Origin of the sequence: Nodularia sp. LEGE 04288, from assembly GCF_963896525.1 — a bacterium.
Lineage (GTDB): Bacteria > Cyanobacteriota > Cyanobacteriia > Cyanobacteriales > Nostocaceae > Nodularia.
On sequence record NZ_CAWQOY010000157.1, the window covers coordinates 1 to 20195 of the forward strand.

The window sequence follows — 20195 nt, forward strand, 5'->3', positions numbered from 1 at the left end:
CTTGTACTGCATTAAAGTGGGAAACGCTATAATTTGCTTGAAAAATCAAAAAACCCTCCTCTATTGCGGGTAGAGGTAGGGATTCTGCTTAACTAAATTGTTCAATAACCCCGCCACCCAAAACTTTGTCACCGTCGTACCAGACAGCAGCTTGTCCAGGGGTGATGCTGACTTGGGGTTCATCAAACACCAACCGCACACGGGAATTTTCCAGAGGAATCACCGTCACTGGTGTGGGGTGAGAACGATAACGAATTTGCACTTCGGCGCGAATCGGTGTGGATGGTTCAGCGATAGAAACCCAATTTACTTGATTTACTGTGCATTCTGGTTGAGTTACCTTTGTGCGATCGCCTACAACCACTTTATTATTCACTGCATCTAATTCAATCACATACAGGGGTTCAGCCGCCGCAATTCCCAAACCTTTGCGCTGTCCAATGGTGTAGTGATGGACACCATCATGTTGACCCAAAATTTTCCCAGCCACATCCACAATATCCCCCGGTTTGGGCGCAAGATATTTATCCAGAAATGCCCGCATGGAACCGTTGCTTTCCACTAAACACAAATCTTGACTTTCTGGCTTATTTGCCGTGGTTAGCCCGTATTCAGCAGCAATGCGGCGAGTGTCGGCTTTTTCGAGTTCTCCTAGAGGAAATACTGTTGCGCCTAGTAAATCTTGAGACAAGTCATACAGAAAATAAGACTGGTCTTTGTTCCGGTCAACAGCCCTTAATAACTGGTAGCGTCCAGTCACTTCATCATAGTTAATTTGAGCATAGTGACCAGTAGCAATGCGATCGCAGTCTAACTTTTCACGAGCATACTGCACCATAGGCCCAAACTTCACCGTCTTATTACACTGAGAACAAGGCAGAGGTGTGATTCCAGCGCTGTAACCAGTCACCAGAAAATCGACAATCTGGGTTTGAAACACCTCACGAATATCCACAACCTCATGGGGAACACCCAACTGTTCACAGATATCAGCCGCGTCGATCATTCCTTCAGAGCAACATTGACCCTTACCTTTCATTAGCCAAAGGGTCAAACCAATAACTTCATAGCCCTGATGATGCAGAATAGCTGCGGCGGTGGAACTGTCAACACCACCAGAAAGACCAACGACGACTTTTTTCATATACTTAAATTTTCTTAAGCTATTGGCTGCCACTGATAGGGATAAAAATTTATCCTCAGCAGCTTGATGGCAAAATATTAACTTTACTTGTTACCTGGACTTTTATGCAATCAAAGCAACACAACAGTTTCGCAACTCTCTAATTGTAGCACATACATCTTCAAAGCCTTGCTAGTCAAGCACTTCAGTTTCTTGGTTAACCAAAGGTAGATTTTATACTTTTTTTAATGTATTTATTGCCACTTGCATAACTTAAAGTATTTGATGATCTCTAATTATTCCTGAAGTTTTCTTATTGTTTCAAGTGCCTTTTGAGACCATTCCTGATTTCCACCTTGTTGCTGATAGAGTTTGACAGCTTGCTGTAAATCTGAAATTGCTCCCCGCTTATCTCCTAATGCAGAACGGGCATTTCCCCGTCCATGATAGGCTAAGGCAAAGTTGGGATTAATTTTGATCGCTTGATTGTAATCAGTGATTGCTCCCTGTTTCTCTCCCGATTTATAACGGGCAACTCCCCGGTTGTGGTAGGCATCGGCATAGTTGGGATTAATTTTGATAGCTTGATTGTAATCATTGATTGCCCCCTGTTTCTCTCCCGATTCATAACGGGCAAGTCCCCGGTTGTGGTAGGCATCGGCATAGTTGGGATTAATTTTGATAGCTTGATTGTAATCAGTGATTGCCCCCTGTTTATCTCCTAATGCAGAACGGGCATTTCCCAGTCCAACATAGGCTACGGCAAGGTTGGGATCAAGCAGGATGGCTTGATTGTAATCAGTGATTGCCCCCTGTTTATCTCCTAATGCAGAACGGGCATATCCCAGTCCATAATAGGTTGGGGCAAGGTTGGGATTAATCCGGATGGCTTGATTGTAATCATTGATTGCCCCCTGTTTATCTCCTAATGCAGAACGGGCATTTCCCCGGTTGTGGTAGGCTAGGGCAAGGTTGGGATCAAGCAGGATGGCTTGATTGTAATCAGTGATTGCCCCCTGTTTATCTCCCGATTCAGAACGGAAAACTCCCCGGTTGTTGTAGGCTAGGGCAAGGTTGGGATCAAGCAGGATGGCTTGATTGTAATCAGTGATTGCCCCCTGTTTATCTCCCAATTCAGAACGGGCAAATCCCCGGTTGTTGTAGGCTAGGGCATGGTTAGGATTAATCCCGATAGCTTGATTATAATCAGTGATTGCCCCCTGTTTATCTCCCAATTCATAACGGGCAAATCCCCGGTTGTTGTAGGCTAGGGCATGGTTGGGATTAATCCCGATAGCTTGATTGTAATCAGTGATTGCCCCCTGTTTATCTCCCGATTTATTACGGACAACTCCCCGGTTGTAGTAGGCATCGGCATAGTTGGGATTGAGGCGAATTGCTTCAGTGTAAGCCACAATTGCCCCTCGGTGGTCTCCTTTTTCAGACTTAGCAAAACCGATATTAAAAAAGTTCTCAGTTGGGGGACTAGCATTTTGCGGTAGCAAAGTTTTGATATTTGCTGCCAACCTCTGATAAGTATTAATGGGAATCCCTAACCCCAAACTCACATTACGCGTTCTCGCATCAACTTCTCCCAGTCCAGTTACCCCCACCACTTCCCCATTTTCATTCAGTATTGGCCCCCCACTCATGCCTGATAGGGCTGAAACAGAAGAAATCAACTCATAACCATCATGCGGTTTTGATAACCTCCCAGACATTTCTCCAGACAAAGATATATAGGTGCGTTCCCTAATGGTTGGTCCCTGTACAGGAAACCCAGTAATGCGTAGTTTCATCCCATTTTGCAACTGATTAGCATTTCCTATAGATGCCGTTTGATAATTTGTGCTGCTGTTAAACACCAATACAGCCAAATCTACCCCTGGTAAGCGTTGCACCTGACTAGATTTAACAGTGTATCGCCTAGCCCTACCCTCACGAGGATAAATTGTGTAATCACCCTTACCTTCCACAACGTGCCAGTTCGTCAGCACCAAGTAATTATCGCCATTGCGTTCAATAATAATCCCAGAACCACTACTAGCATCATCCTGGCCATCAATGCGAACCGTAATTTCCTTAGCAATAGCATCAACCTCCTGTGCAGTTAACGCCGCCAAACTCTGAGGTTGTATCATCACCACAGCCGCAGCCAGCAAACCTACGGGCAAAAAATAAGTAAGTTTCATCATATCCTTAATAATAAAACTGGTCTAAATAAATACTTACAGGTTGTTTTAAAAGTCCTATTATCGGTAGCAAAACATTTTAGATCCCCCTAAATCCCCGGACTTAGATGACCTTTCCCCCCTTTTTAAGGGGGGCTAGGGGGGATCATACGTGCCTAAAATCACAGCCGATCACTTTTAAAACAACCTCTTACAGGTATAGTGAGAAAAGAACTATTTATCACTATCTATATTTTGTAACATACAGAACCTTGCAGGTAAATGAAATACACCTCTTAATGTCCTAACTCTTGTGGGGTAGGCATCTTGCCCGCCCTCCATATAGAACCAACTATAAACTCCTTAATCAATAACATTTAACATTTGAATACTTATGCTACCCTTTATCCAAAAAAACTTAATTGGTCAAATCCTCCCAGGACAAAAAGGACGCTATGAAATCAAAGCAGAAATAGGTCGGGGTGGCTTTGGTCAAACCTATTTAGCGGAAGATTTAGATAACCACAATCAAAAATGCGTGGTTAAATTGCTCAAGCCTAACCAGGACAAACAAAACTTGAATCGAGTCGATTTCCAAGAACTCAAGAAATTATTTGAAAGAGAAGCAAATCATCTCAATAAATTAAATCATCCCCAAATTCCCAAATTAAAAGATTACTTTGTCATCAAACGTAAGCTGGCACTAATAGTCAAAAAGGAGTTTTATTTAGTTGAAGAATATATAGAAGGTCAAGAACTGAGTTCAGAATTACCGCCCACCTTGCCATTATCAAGTAGTCAGGTTTGGGAAATCCTCCATGACATTTTAGAAATTTTGGTCTTCCTACAAACTCAAAAGTTAGTTCACCGAGATATCACACCAGAAAATTTAATTAGAAGGGAAAGAGACCAAAAACTTGTATTAGTTGACTTCGGCACAGTCAAAGACATGACATTGCATCAAAAAAATCAACCCAGTATTGTTGTTGGGACATTACCATATATGCCAATAGAACGCAAAACTGGTGAAGTTAGCTTCAACACCGATGTCTATGCTGTAGGTATAATTGGTATTCAAGCCTTAACAGGTTTTCTGCCTAATTCACCTCATGCCAATGGCATTATTACAGAAGATGACGGTCAAATAGTCTGGCGAAACTCAGCCCCAAATGTCAACAGCGAACTAGCTGATGTCATTGACAAAATGGTACATCCAGATTGGCAACAAACACGTTACCGCACAGCCAAAGATGCATTAGACGAATTAAGAAAAATCAAAGCCAGAATACAGAGTATTCCTGTACAAAGAATCCCTAACCATCAGCCTTTGAACGTTCCTACTTTGATGATTGGCGAACCGCAAAATAATATTCAACCTTTCAAACCACCAAAGTTTGCCTTATTTTGTCAAAAAAAATTAGCTAATTTCATTAATATACTATCAACCTTACCAGAATTATACACAATATCTGTTGCACCTAACCCGACTTCAACAAATCATCAAACTTTGGCTCATCAAAATACCCAATCAAAGCCAGTTTTAGTCATTGCTATAGTAGCCGCAATCTTAACTGTTTCTGGTATTAGTTCTGGTATTGCTTTTACTATGACCTATTTATTGAATGGCTCCCAACCAGAAAATTTAACCAAAACCTATATTGACAATCAAACCAACATGGGTTTTAGCATTAACTATTCTGAAAACTGGACACCCACAACTGCACCAGCAGACGAACAAGAGAAAGTGATATTTTCGCCCAAAAATCAATCCCAAGAAAAAACCTGTGCTTTAGAAGTGAGTGTGAATATTGCTGATTTAGGTAAAGCTTTAACCAGGGAAGAATATACCAAAATAGTTTCTGACACCATAGAACGTGACAAATCCAATAAATTATTAACAGCCAACCAACTCAGCAGAGTAGGTAAAGATTATGATGCTTATGAAATTACCAGTACCCGTAAAGAAGATAGATGTACACTAAAGATATTAGAACGTGGAACTCTCTTTCATAAAAAAGCCTACTATATTATTTATCAAGCCCCAGACAAAAAATATAATAAGTTCTGGCCTGTAGTGGAAAAAATGATTAATTCCTTTGAAATTAACGAGGATAGTTAATAGAACTTACGCAAAAACCTCTCAAACCCTGATTTCTCTGTGTACTCTGCGCCTCTGTGGTTCGTTTTTTCCTGAATATTGTTGCTGCTTGTGGACTTTGTTCAACCCAACCTACCAAAATATATTTCTATTGTCGAAGCAAAGTACAACTTTTAGCCGTCGCCGCTTTCACCCGCATTTGCAAAGCTGTATAATCAATATGCTTCTTGGACTCTAAAGATAATATAAATAATTGAGGCAATTTAAGTTGCACAAAATTAGGAGCAAGTTGTGCTACTTTTTCTATAGGTATAGCCCAACTAGAAGCAGTAATCATCTCCTGCAAAGGTTGACAAGGTAGGGAACCATCGGCGTATAAATCAGGCGCGTCCCACAAAGGTTCATTGTGTAAACCATTAATACCCACCACCTCACCTTGGATATTGAAAATCGGACCACCACTCATACCTTTATGAATATCATTGGTGTATCCCAGTTGATAGCCTCCCTCTAGAGACTTGTCAAGTAATAAGGATACATGACCATGAGTAAAAATTATATCTTGCGCTTCCCCAGTAAAACCACTAGCAAAAACTTCATCCCCTACCGTTAACGCCGACGAATTGCTCACAGCAGCAATTTGATAAACTTGATCCGTGGTAAACTGTAATAAACCTAAATCATCATCGCCAAATTTGACTACTTGCGAAACTTCAGCCAAATAAATGCGACCATCGGGGGTTTGAATTTCATAAGTTGGTTCAGAAGCGGTTAACACATGGTCATTAGTGATGACAGTATAAATTTTATCTCGTTTATTAATCAGCGTTCCTGTTCCTAAAAAACCTTTAGAGATAATTTTTACAGTAATTGCTTTTGCTACTGGCTTAACTGCTGCACCTGAAACCAGACTGGGGTATGGTAACGGGACTGTGACTAGTTCTGATGTTGGGAAATAAATGGCTATTCCTCCCAGAGAAGTTAAGATTAGCAGTGCAGAATGAAGTCCCGACAGTAGACATTTGCGAATCATTTAGAAGTGAGACTCAACTTTTTGTGAACTACTGTCTTAATTATCTTCTTCTAAAAGTTGATTCAGGTTAACGTAAAAATTGCCATCTCTATAGAATACAGTGTTACTACCACTCAAGGACACACCTCTTGCACCAGCAGCACCCCGCCGAAAATATCTGACCTGTGTCAAAACCACTCCAGGATCAGTACGTGGTATGAGAGTCACAACAACATCTTTTTGTGAGCATTGTTTACTTACTCTATCCAGAATACACAGCACAGGATACCCATTCACGTTTCTTCTTGATGTGAGATAGGGGATCATTTTGTGATCGTCGTATCCCTGTAATCTATTACTAACTATTCGACAGCGTTCTTGCTTAGAAATTGTAGCATCAAAAAAGTTACTCTCCCAAAGTAGCATCGGTTCCCAGCCGCGCCTTGTGCGAACCTCGGTGGTCGGGTTTTTACCTCTGAGATTACACCTGTATTTTTGTTGTGCATAGCCGGGCTGATGCAATACTAATGCCAAAATGGGAGCGATGGATAACCCTAAAAGTATTTGTAATCGTAGGTTTAGTTTCATAAGCCCGTTATTGATTCTGTTTAAGCTTTGCTATCTAAGAGTTTAGATATATTTATTGATGTTATTTGAAAATAGCTACACTATACAATTATACATTATGATAACTTGTTTTAAGTGAAAATACATTAAAGTTTTTGTGCTGATTTTTTGTTGTAGAAATGAAATATTGGAAGATTTATGTTGGTGAGGAACGAAATTTTACTAATATATGGTGTATCAAATACAATGATTTTGCCAACAGACATCTGCGAATAGAAATTTTGTTACTACTATGTACAGTCACATATCAGGTAAATCTACTGCCTTTGGGATCATGCCTTTGTTCTTGGGAACCTGTTTGGCGCTGATTCCCCAAAGTAGTCCAGCACAAACATGGGTCAATAACACGGTTGTTCAGCGTTTACCGCCACTACCCAATGTTCAACCAATGCCAGCCGTGGAATTTAATCGGTATCAGCAAAACTATCAGCCCTATCAACCAGGACAGGTTAATCAATATAACCAGAATTTTCAGCCCTACCAACCAATACAGGTTAATCAATATAACCAGAATTTTCAGCGTTATTTAGTCTACGTTGATAGTAGTAATTCCCAGATTTTGCAGCAAGTCCGCCGGATTGAACCTACCGCTTATATACGTCAGTACCAAGGACGTTCTGTAATTCAGTCAGGAATTTTTACTCAACTAATGAATGCTGAAAATCGAATCAGAGAACTACAGTCATACGGCATCAACAATGCCCGCATCGTTAACTTTAGTGATGGACAGGAAACTGGTTTTGTAACTCCCGGACAACAACCAACGCCAACTATCCCCAATCAGACACAGGAGTCTAGCTATTATGCTGTGATTCCTGGCGATGTCAGAGAGTTACCTTTTATTGCAGACAATATCAGGCGCACTAGTGGACAGTATGGTGTCGTACAGGAAAGACAACAACCACTAGGGTCACACGTCGCCGTCGGGCCTTTTACAACACGGAAAGATGCAGAGCTATGGAACAAATATCTGCGAGAATTAGGATATGGTAACGCCAGGGTCTATTACGGCAGGTAAAAGTTAAGAATGAGGAGTTCAAAACTCCAATTGATGTACTCGCATCTGAGGACTCAGGACTGATGCAAGATAGGCCAGAACAAGTTTCACAAGTCGTAGTCACTGCTGGGCAAATGCGGGAGATTGAAGAACGCATCTTTGCCGCCGGAATGCCTGTTGCGGCTTTAATGGAAAAGGTGGCGGGATTAATTGCTCTTCGTATTCAGCAGGTGAGGGGATCTCGTGTCGGGATTTTAGTTGGCCCTGGTCATAATGGTGGTGATGCTTTGGTTGTCGCCCGTGAATTATACTTTCGCGGGTATGAGGTGTGGATATATTCTCCTTTTAGCAAGCTGAAGGAGTTAACTTCGCAGCATTTACAATATGCCCAGAGTTTAGGTATCCCATATTATCAAGAAGTTGAGCAATTGCCTGATTGTGATTTTTTGATTGATGGGTTGTTTGGTTTTGGTTTAGAAAGACCAATTACTGATGCCATAGCTTTGGCAATTAATCGTCTCAATCAATGGCATAAGCCGATTTTGAGCATCGATGTCCCATCTGGTATACACACTGATACAGGTGAAGTCTTAGGCACAGCTATTCGGGCGACTCACACATTTTGTCTGGGTTTATGGAAGTTGGCTTTTTTGCAAGACCAAGCTTTAGATTATATCGGCAAAGCTGAGTTAATCGATTTTGATATTCCTTTAGCTGATGTGCAAGCTGTTTTAGGGGATGCACCCAGAATTAAACGCATTACCCCAGCCACAGCACAGTCAACTTTACCTTTACCTCGTCCCCCAGTCACCCACAAATATAAGGAAGGTCATTTACTGCTGATTTGTGGTTCCCGTCGCTATGCCGGGGGGGCGATTTTAACGGCTTTGGGTGCGCGTGCTAGTGGTGTGGGAATGCTTTCAATTGCTGTGCCAGAATCTATGAAACCTCTTTTGGTGTCGCATTTACCCGAAGCTTTAATTATAGGTTGTCCAGAGACGGAAACTGGAGCGATCGCACATCTGCAATTACCAGAAAACACTGATTTGAGTTCCTTTAGTGCGATCGCCTGTGGCCCTGGTTTAACATTAGATGCTACCCCCATTGTCCAAGAGGTAATTTCGGGCGAAGTTTCCTTAGTCCTCGATGCGGATGGATTGAATATCTTGGCATACATGGGAACCATCCCCACATTACAAAAGCGCCAAGCGCCAACAATTCTGACACCCCACACAGGTGAATTTCAGCGATTATTCCCCGATATTGCCGACCCCAAGCACGACAGGGTAAAAGCAGTAAAAGAAGCAGCAGCACAAAGTGGGGCTGTAGTTTTATTAAAAGGGGCAAGAACTGCGATCGCTAACTCCCAAGGTGCAATTTGGATTAATCCTGAAAGTACCCCAGCCTTAGCCCGTGGTGGTAGTGGCGACGTGTTGACAGGGTTAATTGGGGGATTATTGGCACAAGCAGCCACGAAAGAAATTCCTGTAGAGGATATTGTAGCCACTGCGGCTTGGTGGCATTCTCAAGCCGGGATTTTAGCAGCCCAAGAACGCACAGAATTAGGTGTAGATGCCTTTACCTTGACACAATATCTAATGAAAGTGATCAGTAATCTAGGCAATATCTAGTCAAAATCTAGTCAACATAAAAGTTAACAGAGGCTGAAACGTAGTGGGTGACCTGAGACTCGAACTCAGAACCAGCAGATTAAGAGTCTGATGCTCTACCATTGAGCTAGTCACCCAAGCACAGGAAATCACTATATCATATTTCTGTTGAATGTGCAAGCTAGGAAGCAAAGAATATATGATGTTTAACCAATGGGATGATTTCCGGGATTTACAGCGTGAATTTGCTCACTACCCGATTGCGGTCTTCCGCGTTTGTAACGAGCTTCTTCTGGTTTACCCCATCCTAGCTGCAAAATCATTTCCAGAAAGTTAGAATTTTCCCACTTCCACAAACTTGCCCATTCGGTGATTTGAGCAATTCTCTCCACATCAGGCTGGAGAATTTGTTGGTGTTGTTTATTGTTGTTAAAACTCAAGTACAAATCCATCCCCGCCGTGACTTCATACCAAAATTCCAATATGGTAGTTTTAGTAGCTTGAATGATTTCCAAGTCTCGGCTGAGGGCAATTAATTCGGTATCGACTTCTGGATAGTGTAAGGTTTTACCCTTCACAGTCATCTCTCGCCAGATAATACCTGATACTTGATTTTCTCTTTGATAATCGTGAATGGCAGCTTTAAAATCTTGATAGGCGGTGAACTTTTGCAGCCCATCAGTTTTGATAAACTGGTCAATTACAGGATTACCAGAAACGGTCACCTCTAATTTTAGGCGTTTTCCCTTCAGGCAAGCTTGGCGTTCATCTGCCAAAATTTGGATTAGCTCCTCGCTATTATAAACCTTTGACATCACAACACACTCTAGTAATGATTAGTCATTAGTCATTAGTCATTTGTCATTTGTAATTAATTTTCATATTATCGCTTTTACTCTGGGGGAATGCAGTATCAGAAGAAACTAAAAGTTAGGGCAGACCAATTTGGTCTACCCTCAAAGTTATTCGGCTAATTCACTACTAAATTCGTTGAATGAACGTCGCTGCAACGGCAAAGATTTGGTGCGCGGTAATAAATCAAACGCTTCCCGGAATTTATCGTCTATTTCTTCGTAAGGTACTTGGCCAGTTTTATTTAAAACTACCTGACCTGATTTATCAAAGACCACAACTTGAGGAACAGCCCCAGAATAATAGTATCCTGGTTCAGTGGGTTCATAGGTTTGTTTAACAGGGATGGTATCCACATCTATGGGGATAATCTCTGCGGCTCGACCGTAGAATTCCTGTACCTGTGAAATCGAAATGGCGTATTTTTTGCAATCACTGCTGTCATCGACATAAAACGCCAAATATACAGGCTTATGTTCTTCTAAAGCTTTTGCTAAAGTCTGTCTGGGTGGAACCAGCGAACCATTGCCAGCATAAATCACGAAAATGTTACCATCGTACAGATCATCTTCAATACCAGCCAGTGCAGGTTGTATATTTATCATCAATAGACAAGCAAGCAACAATAGGCATTGAGACAGCCTTCGCCGCCAGTCAGCAATTGTTTTATGTAAAAAAAGAAACTTTATGCTTTTCATCAAAGAGAACCTTGCAAGCTATTAATTTTCATCAGTTTGCGCTGAAGTCGGCCAACTGGGCTGGATATATAATTACACCCACGCACTATTTTTTAAGATAACGCTTACTGGGATGATATTTATCTGGAAAATGGGGAGTGGAGAGTAGGGAGTAGGGACTAGCTAGATTAAATTTGTAAATTAAAGACTATAAATTAGGAACCGCCAGAAGATTAGGGTACGGATGTGGGAAAAAAAATTAAACTCATAGATAGGCTGCGACTTGGTTTCGCGGTGTCAGTGGCAAAAAGTGTGACGTTTATAGTGCGATCGCTGCGTCTCGGTGCTGCTAGTGTATTACCAGGCTCAATTGCGCGTCGTATTGAACCCCGATTGTTGGAATTATTGAGTCAGCAAGTCAAAAACGGGGTGATTCTCATTGCTGGGACTAATGGGAAAACTACCACAGCGCTGCTTTTATGCACAATCTTAGAACGCCAAGGTTATCGTATCGCCCATAACTCTACAGGCGCAAACCTGGAAAATGGCTTGATGACTGCGTTGATAGAAAATACTACCTTGCTGGGGACGCTGAACGTTGATTACGCCATTCTGGAAGTAGATGAGAATATTGTACCGAAAGTTTTAAAGCCTCTCCAGCCGAGAATTATCCTTTGTTTAAACTTATTCCGTGACCAATTGGATAGATATGGGGAAGTAGACAGCATTAGTAAGCGCTGGACAAAGGTAATTTCTACCCTCCCACTAGAAACAGTAGTAATTCCCAATGCTGACGACCCGACTTTATCTTATCTCGGTCAGCAGCTACCCCAAAAGGTATTATTCTTTGGGATGAATGAACCAGAACACTATCTGGAAGCCATTCCTCACGCTGTGGATTCGATTTATTGTCCTAGTTGTGGTCACTCTCTCGATTATCAAGGTGTGTATTTATCCCATTTAGGAGATTTTACTTGTCCCCAGTGTGGTTTTAGCAAAAGTAAACCGACGCTAGAAAGCAGCGAATGGTCACAAATTTTGGTGGGTTTATATAACAAATATAATACTTTAGCGGCTGTGACTGCGGCGCAAGAGTTAGGCGTTGAGGAAGCGATAATTCGAGATGCAGTTAACAATTTTCAAGCTGCTTTTGGTCGGGCTGAGGATTTGGTAATTAATAATAAGCGGGTGCGGATTTTGTTATCCAAAAATCCGGTGGGGACGAATGAAACCATTCGCGTAGTCACTGAAAGCAGCGATACAACCACACTTTTGGTTTTAAACGATCGCACGCCTGATGGTACGGATGTATCATGGATTTGGGACGTAGATACAGAGAAGTTAGTCCAACGGGGCGGAACTTTAGTTGTAAGTGGCGATCGCGTCTATGATCTGGCGTTACGTCTGCGCTATAGTGAAAATTCCGGTCAGAGTAAGCTCAATTTAATTGTAGAAGAGGATTTGCGTCAGGCGATCGCTACTGCATTAAAGCATACCCCAGACAATGAAACTCTCCACATTTTGCCTACCTATTCAGCCATGCTAGAAGTACGAGAAGTTCTCACAGGTAGGAAAATTCTTTAAGCGGATGTCGGAGAAAATTGCAAATTTTATTGTGTTAAATTCTCCCCTCTCCTTACTAAGGAGAGGGGTTGGGGGTGAGGTTCCTTATACCAAATAACTCGTATTCGGAACTATAGGAAAGAAAGCATATTCATACCAAGCAGTCCAAATAAAACTTCTGAGCCATCTTTGATATTTTTCGGGACTGATTTCATAATTAAATTCTCCCTCAGATGTATCAATAGAAGATAGATGAGAATTACAACCGCAACCGTGATGATAGGTAAAACCGTATTTAGAAGCGATGCTTTGTACCTTCATTTGGATAGCAAAAACTTTTCCGGCGTGTAACACAGCATCCCAAGAACGTTTATGTACTATATCTCGTTTATCAAAACGTAAAGCGCGTTCTTCAAATACATGATCTCGATAAATTGGGGCTAGATGTACATGATAAAAACTAGCAGGTAGTTCATATCCAAACTCATTAAAAAGATCCATCCCAATGAGAGCGACTTTTACCTCATCTGCATATTCTCTTCCCTTTGATTCCACATCTCGAAGAATTTGGGAAAAATTCGGATAGCTATCAATCAAAAAATCATGTCCATAAAATTCTAAGGTTTCATAACCTAGTTGTCCAAATACCTGACAAAATGCCGATTTGAGATGGGCTAATTCTGGACGTTCACTAAATAAGTCTACATCACCCTGCGCCAGTTTATATTGGAACAACTGCGCCATTTCCACATAAATCTGTGGTTTATCTAGTCCTACATTTGCTACTCCTGCGGCTATATCTTGCCATATAGGAGGTAATTCAGAAATAGGAACCGCATTTTCCGAAGCAATTACGGCAATATTAGGAGCTTCAATAACTTGCATAAATAATCTCCGTTTAGACTTAAAATCAGCATTTAATTACAATACTCGACTTTTAATAATTAAAAATTAAAATTTGATAAATATTTTTGAAGTAAGTTTTATGGCGATTTAAATTGTGTAAATTAAATGAATAATCAATACTTTGTAACTCTCGTAACAATGTGGCAAAAAAACTGTTACATAAAATACGAAATTCTGAGAGATGAACTATGCTGATTTCACACTTCCAGATGGTTGCAGAGTATAATACTTTAGCCAATTGTCGGATGTATAACAAAAACAAGTAAAATTCCTCTTCCTGTTCTAGATATACACCGGATAATTACAGTATAGGTTGATAAAAATTATTAGTTATTCGTGAGGTTTTATGAGTTCGGAAAATTTAGAATTAATTATTGGTTGGCTATATCCCACGCTGATGAGTACCTATGGCGATCGCGGAAATGTGATTACTATCGAACGTCGCGCCCAGTGGCGGGGGTATAATGTCAAGGTGGTAGCACTGGATCAAAATGCCACAGATACGGATATTAAAGCTGTAGATATTATAGTTGGTGGTGGCGCACAAGACCGTCAGCAAGAAATTGTCATGCGTGATTTGCAAGGCGCGAAAGCTGATGCTATGCGTAATAAAATCGAAAATGGTACACCAGGAGTTTTTACCTGTGGTTCTCCCCAACTGCTGGGAAAATATTATGAACCTGCTTTGGGACAACGCATTGAAGGTTTAGGAATCCTCGATTTAGTCTCTGTGCATCCTGGTGAAAATACTAAGCGCTGTATTGGTAACTTGGTAATTGAAGTTACAGCTTCTCGTCTAGCGCGGGAACTAGAAGAGATGACGGGAAGTAAACCTTATTTAGTCGGTTTTGAAAATCACGGTGGACGCACCAAGTTAGGTAATGTGGAAGCCTTGGGGCGTGTAGTCTATGGTTTGGGTAATAATGGTGAAGATGGTACTGAAGGAGCATTTTATCAGAATGCGATCGCCACTTATTCCCACGGTCCGCTATTACCCAAAAATCCCTTTGTCGCCGACTGGTTGATTCAAACGGCGTTGCGGCTAAAGTATCAGCAAGCGATCGCCTTATCTCCCTTAGATGATAGTCTAGCTTTACAAGCGCGATCGGCAATGTTCAAGCGGTTAAAAGTCAGTTTACCAAATCCCGCCACAGCCAAAGTTTAGCAAAAAAAACTCCCCTCTCCTTAGCAAGGTGTTGAGGGTGAGGTTCTTCTATTTAGGAAAATTTTGTCCCCAGATAAACACAGAGGTTAGCAAAAAAACTCCCCTCCTCGCTTGCGGGGAGGGGCTGGGGTGGGGTTCTTACCGTTTAGCGAACTTCTTCGCCACTTTCCGTAAACGAATCGAGTCAGGTGTAACTTCCACCAACTCATCAGGACCGATATATTCCAAAGCCCGTTCTAAACTCATGTCTATTGGTGTTTGCAATTGTACCAATTCTTCACCACCAGAAGCGCGGTGATTGGTTAGCTGCTTCGTCTTACAGACATTCAATTCCAAATCTTGAGGACGATTATGTTCTCCAATAATCATGCCTTTATACACTTTAGTACCTGGAGTGATAAAGAATGATCCTCTATCTTCCGAGTTTTTCATCGCGTAGAAAGTCGAAACACCTTCTTCAAAAGCAATGAGAACGCCTTTGTTCCGGGCTTCAATATCACCAGAGAGGGGACGATAATCATGGAAACTGTGGTTCATGATACCTTCACCACGAGTCATCCGCATAAATTCACCCCGGAAACCAATCAAACCACGGGCGGGAATAATAAACTCTAATAGAGTGCGTCCATTCCCAATCACTTGCATATCTTGCATTTCGCCTTTGCGTTGTCCCAGGCGTTCAATACAACTACCAACGCCGTCTTCGGGAGTATCCAACGCGAGAAGTTCAAAAGGTTCGCAAGGTTGACCGTTGATTTCGCGGTAAATTACCTGTGGTTGAGATACTTGGAACTCGAAACCTTCTCGGCGCATGGTTTCAATTAAGATACCCAGGTGTAATTCACCCCGACCACAAACGAGGAATTTATCGGGAGAGTCAGTTTCTTCGACTCGGAGGGCGACGTTAGTTTCTAATTCACGGAAAAGGCGATCGCGTACTTGTCTTGATGTTACCAGTTTACCTTCTTGACCAGCAAAGGGTGAATCATTTACCCAGAAGGTCATTTGTAAAGTTGGTTCATCCACCTTAATTAGTGGTAAAGCTTGGGGTTCGTTGGGGTCAGTAATCGTTTCCCCAATATAAGCATCAGCGAAACCAGCCACAGCAACGATATATCCGGCGGTGGCTTCTTCCATGTCCACCCGCTTCAGTCCTTCAAATCCCATCAATTTGGTAATTCTGGACTTGACAATTGTACCATCTTCTGTTACCAAAGCCGCTTGTTGTCCAGCCCGGATAGTACCGTTGTGGATTCTACCAATTACAATCCGTCCCAGATATTCAGAATAATCTAGGGTGGTGACTTGCAATTGCAAAGGCTTGTTGATGTCGCCCACAGGAGGTGGAACGTGTTGCAGAATCGCATTAAACAGGGGCTGCATATCTACCGATTCTGCTTCCAAGCTTTCCTTGGCGAAACCGGACATACCGGAAGCAAACAGGTATTTAAAATCACACTGGTCTTCATCTGCGCCTAATTCCAGGAACAGATCCAAAACCTTATCAACAGCAACGTGCGGGTCAGTTTGGCCGCGATCAATTTTGTTGATGACGACGATGGGGCGCAATCCTTTTTCCAGAGCTTTCTTCAAAACAAAGCGCGTCTGAGGCATAGGGCCTTCGTTAGCATCGACAATTAACAGACAACCATCAACCATTCCTAGTACCCGTTCGACTTCGCCACCGAAGTCAGCGTGTCCTGGGGTATCAACAATATTGATCAGCGTTTCTTTGTAACGAACGGCTGTATTTTTCGAGAGAATTGTAATACCCCGCTCCCGTTCTAGGGTGTTGGAATCCATGACACAATCCGGAACGTCTTCACCTTCTCGGAAAATACCAGATTGTTTGAGGAGCGCATCAACCAGGGTAGTTTTGCCGTGGTCAACGTGGGCGATAATGGCGACGTTGCGAATTGGGAGCGTCATAGGAGCTTTTAGTGAACTCAAGAGGGGGTTTTCAGATTCAATTTTAAATGCTGAGTTGCATTAACAGAATTGTTTATGATTAGCAAATTCTGTAAAGAACCTTTAACAATTCTAGCGTAATCTACACAATTCCGGGGGGTTTTTTCCCAGCTATCTAGAAATAAATAATTTTTTTGAGCAGGTTGACGATAAACGTGTGACAATTTACACGACTGACGAATAGCGATCGCCTTGAGACTGGAAATCGTAAAATCAGTCAATGACAACAAAATATAACCATTTAGACGACAGACGCGATCGCCTAAAATCAAAATAATGGTAGTTGAACCAAAAGATATTCGGCGTTACATTACCAGTGACGGTAGAGTTCCCTTTGCTGAGTGGCTTGACGCACTTAGAGATAAAAAAGCCAAATCTATCATTGATAAAAGACTCAACCGAGTCAGTCTTGGTAATTTAGGAGATTATCGCTCAGTTGGGCAAGGTGTCTCTGAACTAAAGATAGATTTTGGACCCGGCTACCGAATTTATTTTGCAGAAATTGGCGCAATAATTATACTCATTTTGTGTGGCGGAGATAAAAGCACCCAAAACCAAGATATTCATAAAGCGATAGAGTATTTGCAAGACTATAGGAGACGAGAAAATGCCCACCAGTGATAGTTACCATGATTATTTAATTTCACGCCTCAAAGATCGAGATTATGCTACTGTCTATCTCGAAACTCACTTAGAATTGGCAGAAGAAGAAAAACCAGATCCTGAATTATTAAAACTTGCACTAAGCGATGTAGCTAAGGCTCTTGGTGAACCAAATATGACTCCAGAACAGCTAAAATTATATATAAAAAAAATAGATACATTGCTCTCACAACCCGAAAGCCAACCAATTAATAACTTTAGTGATTGGCTAAATACCTTGGGTTTGAAACTACCTGATTCTAAGCTGAGACAAATTAAACATTTCCAGATGAAACCCTCACAAACAGGCTCTCAGACTCGTCGAAAATATAAAATTTAGATGCACTACAGCTTATTAATGAAAAACTAAATCATAGCATCACCAATACTGCCAATCACTCTCAAATAAAAGTTTAGTAAGTTTTAATATAGGAATGTTCCTATCTTTAGAATAACTATTCTGTATATTGTTCATGATGATGTCAGATGGAATGACACCTTCATTTTAGTAGGTATACTCGCTATAATCTTCATTTCTTCCTTTGCGTCCTTCTCCCAAGGGGAGACGCTTCGCGAATGCGCCTTGGCGGTTCGTTTTAAAATAGACCTCAACACCAGCGCATAATAAAAAAATGCTCACAGAACGCTTCACCGCAGCCCTAACTTATGCCACCCAACTCCACGCCCAACAAGTGCGTAAAGGATCAGGAGTCCCCTACATTGCCCACTTATTAGGTGCAGCCAGTATTGCTTTAGAATATGGAGCCAATGAAGACGAAGCGATCGCAGCTCTATTACATGATGCCATAGAAGACCAAGGAGGAGATGCCACACGAGCCGAAATCCGCCGCCGCTTTGGAGAAAATGTCACAGCCATTGTCGATGGTTGTACGGATGCCGACACCACACCCAAACCACCTTGGAGACAGCGCAAAAAAGCTTATATTGCTCACATTGCCACAGCCTCACCCTCAGTATTACTAGTATCAGTAGCCGATAAACTTTACAATGCCCAATCAATTCTCAAAGATTATCGCGTCTTAGGCGAATCACTTTGGGATCGCTTTCAAGGTGGTAGAGAAGGAACTCTTTGGTATTATCGGGCGCTGGTGGATGCCTTTACCAAGGCTGGAAATACTCCCCTAGTTGAAGAATTAGAACGAGTGGTGACAGAAATCGAACGACAAACGGCTAATAAAAAATGAAGGCTGAAGGCGGAAAAAATCCATACTTCATACTTCATCATTTTTTGATACCAAATTGTAACTACAAAAACAGTATTGTCTTTGCTAGCGGAACATACTACTTACTGAAGTATCTTCGTGAATCCGCCAGATGGTTTCCCCTAAAAGATTAGCGACAGAAAGCACTACTAATTCTGGAAAGCGATTGTGTTCTGGGATGGGAATCGTGTTAGTAACGATAACTTCCTCAAACAAGCCACTTGACAAACGCTCCTTTGCAGGTGGCGAAAAAACAGCATGAGTTGCACAGGCATATACCTGACTTGCACCTTCTTGACGCAGCAACCGTGCGCCTTCGCTAATTGTGCCGCCAGTATCAATCATGTCATCCACCAAAATGGCTGTTTTGCCCTTCACATCGCCGATGACATTCATGACTTCAGCCACATTATGAGCCTGACGACGTTTATCGATAATAGCCAAGGGCGCATCATTGAGCTTTTTCGCAAATGCTCTAGCGCGTGCTACACCACCAACATCGGGAGAAACAACTACAACATCAGAAAGTTGTTTACTAGCCAGATAATCGAAAATTACTGGCGAACCGTAAACATGATCAAAAGGTATGTCAAAATAGCCTTGAATTTGCGCCGAGTGCAAATCCATAGCCAAAACCCTACTAGCTCCGGCTTTCGCAATCAGGTTAGCCACCAATTTGGCTGTAATTGACTCTCGTCCTGCCGTTTTGCGGTCAGCGCGAGCATAGCCATAGTAGGGAATTACTGCGGTTACCTGTCGTGCAGAAGCCCGACGACAAGCATCAACCATAATCAGCAATTCCATCAAGTGGTCATTAACAGGTTGACAAGTTGGTTGGATTAAATAAACATCACAACCCCGAATTGATTCTTGAATTTGAACGTATAGTTCTCCATCCGCGAACCTTTTGCGAATCATTGGCCCCAAGTCCATACCCAGGTAACGAGCGACTTCTTGAGACAGTGGTACATTGGCAGAGCCAGAAAATAGCCGCAGGCGATGATTTTCCGTCACTCCTGTGGCAGCTGGTTGCACCTTTAAACTTGCAGAACTCAGCACAGCAGAACCTCGATGTGCATTCATGGCAATATTATCATTAGATATTTAGTAGATTTAACTGAAATGGGCTAAAAAAACATCTGTGAGTTTTTTTAAAGCTTTCATCCAAACTTTAAACATTTCTCAATATAATTATTTTTGGCTCATGTTGTAGTCCTTTTGGTGAACAAACCATTGTTGGGACAGAAACAGTAGCAACACTGGCGGATAAATTCCTCAAGGAAAGTTGCACATTTAGTCAACACTCTATGATACTAGCTGCAAAATTATAAACTAGCAGACTATATTTTTGATAGTAAATCACCCAAAAAATTCTTGGGGGTGGCGAATTTAGCTCGCGTGAGTTGTGATGGTTGAGGGCGGATGCTATTTCTACATGGTGGTTTTCACGTTACTGCTCTTGAATAAGAAAGCCACAAAAAACGCTGAAATTAATCCTCCGCAGGTAGTTAGTCAATTGCCCTCACCGTCAATTTTTGCCATTTTTCACACATCCTTACTG

Annotated in this window: 17 protein-coding genes and 1 tRNA gene; 8 read left to right on the forward strand and 10 right to left on the reverse strand. The window is 41.8% G+C overall.

The window, feature by feature from the left end; translation table 11 throughout:
• Positions 1–88: 88 nt before the first annotated feature.
• Both mnmA and AACX33_RS22830 read right to left on the reverse strand, forming a co-directional pair.
• Entirely contained in the window at positions 89–1144 is a 1056-nt protein-coding gene (gene mnmA, locus AACX33_RS22825) for a tRNA 2-thiouridine(34) synthase MnmA (protein WP_193998672.1), read from the reverse strand.
• 275 nt (positions 1145–1419) lie between these two features.
• Positions 1420–3318, reverse strand: coding sequence for a tetratricopeptide repeat protein (locus AACX33_RS22830; RefSeq protein WP_339407187.1), 1899 nt, complete (start codon positions 3316–3318; stop codon positions 1420–1422).
• 370 nt (positions 3319–3688) lie between these two features.
• Between AACX33_RS22830 and AACX33_RS22835 the strand changes: the two genes are divergently transcribed.
• On the forward strand, positions 3689–5413 hold the full coding sequence (locus tag AACX33_RS22835; RefSeq protein ID WP_193998671.1) for a serine/threonine-protein kinase: 1725 nt from the start codon (positions 3689–3691) through the stop codon (positions 5411–5413).
• Between the two features lie 127 nt (positions 5414–5540).
• Here the strand turns inward: AACX33_RS22835 and AACX33_RS22840 are convergent, their stop codons facing one another.
• Together AACX33_RS22840 and AACX33_RS22845 are read right to left on the reverse strand one after the other, a co-directional pair.
• Positions 5541–6425 (reverse strand): S1 family peptidase, encoded by an 885-nt coding sequence (locus tag AACX33_RS22840; protein ID WP_193998670.1) that lies wholly within the window; start codon positions 6423–6425, stop codon positions 5541–5543.
• Positions 6426–6461: 36 nt separating this feature from the next.
• Complete coding sequence (locus AACX33_RS22845; protein WP_193998669.1) at positions 6462–6992, reverse strand: COP23 domain-containing protein; 531 nt, start codon at positions 6990–6992, stop codon at positions 6462–6464.
• A gap of 271 nt (positions 6993–7263) precedes the next feature.
• Between AACX33_RS22845 and AACX33_RS22850 the strand changes: the two genes are divergently transcribed.
• Positions 7264–8049, forward strand: coding sequence for a hypothetical protein (locus AACX33_RS22850; protein ID WP_227789271.1), 786 nt, complete (start codon positions 7264–7266; stop codon positions 8047–8049).
• Between the two features lie 62 nt (positions 8050–8111).
• The gene (locus AACX33_RS22855; protein WP_193998668.1) at positions 8112–9659 is read left to right on the forward strand and encodes an NAD(P)H-hydrate dehydratase; all 1548 of its coding nucleotides are present in this window, start codon (positions 8112–8114) and stop codon (positions 9657–9659) included.
• Positions 9660–9703: 44 nt separating this feature from the next.
• Here the strand turns inward: AACX33_RS22855 and AACX33_RS22860 are convergent.
• From AACX33_RS22860 to AACX33_RS22870, 3 genes are all read right to left on the reverse strand, one after another.
• Positions 9704–9775, reverse strand: a tRNA-Lys gene (locus tag AACX33_RS22860).
• A gap of 69 nt (positions 9776–9844) precedes the next feature.
• The gene (locus AACX33_RS22865; RefSeq protein WP_193998667.1) at positions 9845–10453 is read right to left on the reverse strand and encodes a hypothetical protein; all 609 of its coding nucleotides are present in this window, start codon (positions 10451–10453) and stop codon (positions 9845–9847) included.
• Between the two features lie 147 nt (positions 10454–10600).
• Entirely contained in the window at positions 10601–11188 is a 588-nt protein-coding gene (locus AACX33_RS22870; protein WP_193998666.1) for a thylakoid membrane photosystem I accumulation factor, read from the reverse strand.
• Between the two features lie 225 nt (positions 11189–11413).
• Between AACX33_RS22870 and AACX33_RS22875 the strand changes: the two genes are divergently transcribed.
• Entirely contained in the window at positions 11414–12751 is a 1338-nt protein-coding gene (locus AACX33_RS22875; protein ID WP_193998665.1) for a MurT ligase domain-containing protein, read from the forward strand.
• 84 nt (positions 12752–12835) lie between these two features.
• Here AACX33_RS22875 and AACX33_RS22880 read toward each other — a convergent pair whose 3' ends face one another.
• Positions 12836–13615, reverse strand: coding sequence for a hypothetical protein (locus AACX33_RS22880; protein WP_193998664.1), 780 nt, complete (start codon positions 13613–13615; stop codon positions 12836–12838).
• 367 nt (positions 13616–13982) lie between these two features.
• Here AACX33_RS22880 and AACX33_RS22885 point away from each other — a divergent pair, with 367 nt between their 5' ends.
• Positions 13983–14801 (forward strand): type 1 glutamine amidotransferase, encoded by an 819-nt coding sequence (locus tag AACX33_RS22885; protein ID WP_193998663.1) that lies wholly within the window; start codon positions 13983–13985, stop codon positions 14799–14801.
• Between the two features lie 138 nt (positions 14802–14939).
• On the opposite strand, the gene typA is transcribed toward AACX33_RS22885, so the two are convergent.
• A complete protein-coding gene (gene typA, locus AACX33_RS22890; protein WP_193998662.1) occupies positions 14940–16730 on the reverse strand; it encodes a translational GTPase TypA in 1791 nt (596 codons plus the stop codon).
• Between the two features lie 315 nt (positions 16731–17045).
• On the opposite strand from typA, the gene AACX33_RS22895 reads away from it, so the two are divergent.
• The 3 genes from AACX33_RS22895 (at position 17046) to AACX33_RS22905 (ending at position 18616) form a co-directional block, all read left to right on the forward strand.
• Entirely contained in the window at positions 17046–17390 is a 345-nt protein-coding gene (locus tag AACX33_RS22895) for a type II toxin-antitoxin system RelE/ParE family toxin (RefSeq protein ID WP_193998661.1), read from the forward strand.
• On the forward strand, positions 17377–17751 hold the full coding sequence (locus tag AACX33_RS22900; RefSeq protein WP_193998660.1) for a helix-turn-helix domain-containing transcriptional regulator: 375 nt from the start codon (positions 17377–17379) through the stop codon (positions 17749–17751). The genes AACX33_RS22895 and AACX33_RS22900 overlap by 14 nt, the downstream gene beginning before the upstream one ends.
• Before the next feature lie 292 nt (positions 17752–18043).
• The gene (locus AACX33_RS22905) at positions 18044–18616 is read left to right on the forward strand and encodes an HD domain-containing protein (RefSeq protein WP_193998659.1); all 573 of its coding nucleotides are present in this window, start codon (positions 18044–18046) and stop codon (positions 18614–18616) included.
• 84 nt (positions 18617–18700) lie between these two features.
• Here the strand turns inward: AACX33_RS22905 and AACX33_RS22910 are convergent, their stop codons facing one another.
• Positions 18701–19717, reverse strand: coding sequence for a ribose-phosphate pyrophosphokinase (locus tag AACX33_RS22910; protein ID WP_193998658.1), 1017 nt, complete (start codon positions 19715–19717; stop codon positions 18701–18703).
• Between the last annotated feature and the right edge of the window lie 478 nt (positions 19718–20195).

What these genes read in the sequence shown, in the direction of transcription:
- typA (WP_193998662.1), bottom strand. Translation starts at nt 16,730, where the DNA reads ATGACGCTCCCAATTCGCAACGTCGCCATTATCGCCCACGTTGACCAC.
- AACX33_RS22905 (WP_193998659.1), top strand. Translation starts at nt 18,044, where the DNA reads ATGCTCACAGAACGCTTCACCGCAGCCCTAACTTATGCCACCCAACTC.
- AACX33_RS22865 (WP_193998667.1), bottom strand. Translation starts at nt 10,453, where the DNA reads ATGTCAAAGGTTTATAATAGCGAGGAGCTAATCCAAATTTTGGCAGAT.
- AACX33_RS22900 (WP_193998660.1), top strand. Translation starts at nt 17,377, where the DNA reads ATGCCCACCAGTGATAGTTACCATGATTATTTAATTTCACGCCTCAAA.
- AACX33_RS22895 (WP_193998661.1), top strand. Translation starts at nt 17,046, where the DNA reads ATGGTAGTTGAACCAAAAGATATTCGGCGTTACATTACCAGTGACGGT.
- AACX33_RS22870 (WP_193998666.1), bottom strand. Translation starts at nt 11,188, where the DNA reads ATGAAAAGCATAAAGTTTCTTTTTTTACATAAAACAATTGCTGACTGG.
- AACX33_RS22830 (WP_339407187.1), bottom strand. Translation starts at nt 3,318, where the DNA reads ATGATGAAACTTACTTATTTTTTGCCCGTAGGTTTGCTGGCTGCGGCT.
- mnmA (WP_193998672.1), bottom strand. Translation starts at nt 1,144, where the DNA reads ATGAAAAAAGTCGTCGTTGGTCTTTCTGGTGGTGTTGACAGTTCCACC.
- AACX33_RS22885 (WP_193998663.1), top strand. Translation starts at nt 13,983, where the DNA reads ATGAGTTCGGAAAATTTAGAATTAATTATTGGTTGGCTATATCCCACG.
- AACX33_RS22850 (WP_227789271.1), top strand. Translation starts at nt 7,264, where the DNA reads ATGTACAGTCACATATCAGGTAAATCTACTGCCTTTGGGATCATGCCT.
- AACX33_RS22880 (WP_193998664.1), bottom strand. Translation starts at nt 13,615, where the DNA reads ATGCAAGTTATTGAAGCTCCTAATATTGCCGTAATTGCTTCGGAAAAT.
- AACX33_RS22840 (WP_193998670.1), bottom strand. Translation starts at nt 6,425, where the DNA reads ATGATTCGCAAATGTCTACTGTCGGGACTTCATTCTGCACTGCTAATC.
- AACX33_RS22835 (WP_193998671.1), top strand. Translation starts at nt 3,689, where the DNA reads ATGCTACCCTTTATCCAAAAAAACTTAATTGGTCAAATCCTCCCAGGA.
- AACX33_RS22855 (WP_193998668.1), top strand. Translation starts at nt 8,112, where the DNA reads ATGCAAGATAGGCCAGAACAAGTTTCACAAGTCGTAGTCACTGCTGGG.
- AACX33_RS22910 (WP_193998658.1), bottom strand. Translation starts at nt 19,717, where the DNA reads ATGAATGCACATCGAGGTTCTGCTGTGCTGAGTTCTGCAAGTTTAAAG.
- AACX33_RS22845 (WP_193998669.1), bottom strand. Translation starts at nt 6,992, where the DNA reads ATGAAACTAAACCTACGATTACAAATACTTTTAGGGTTATCCATCGCT.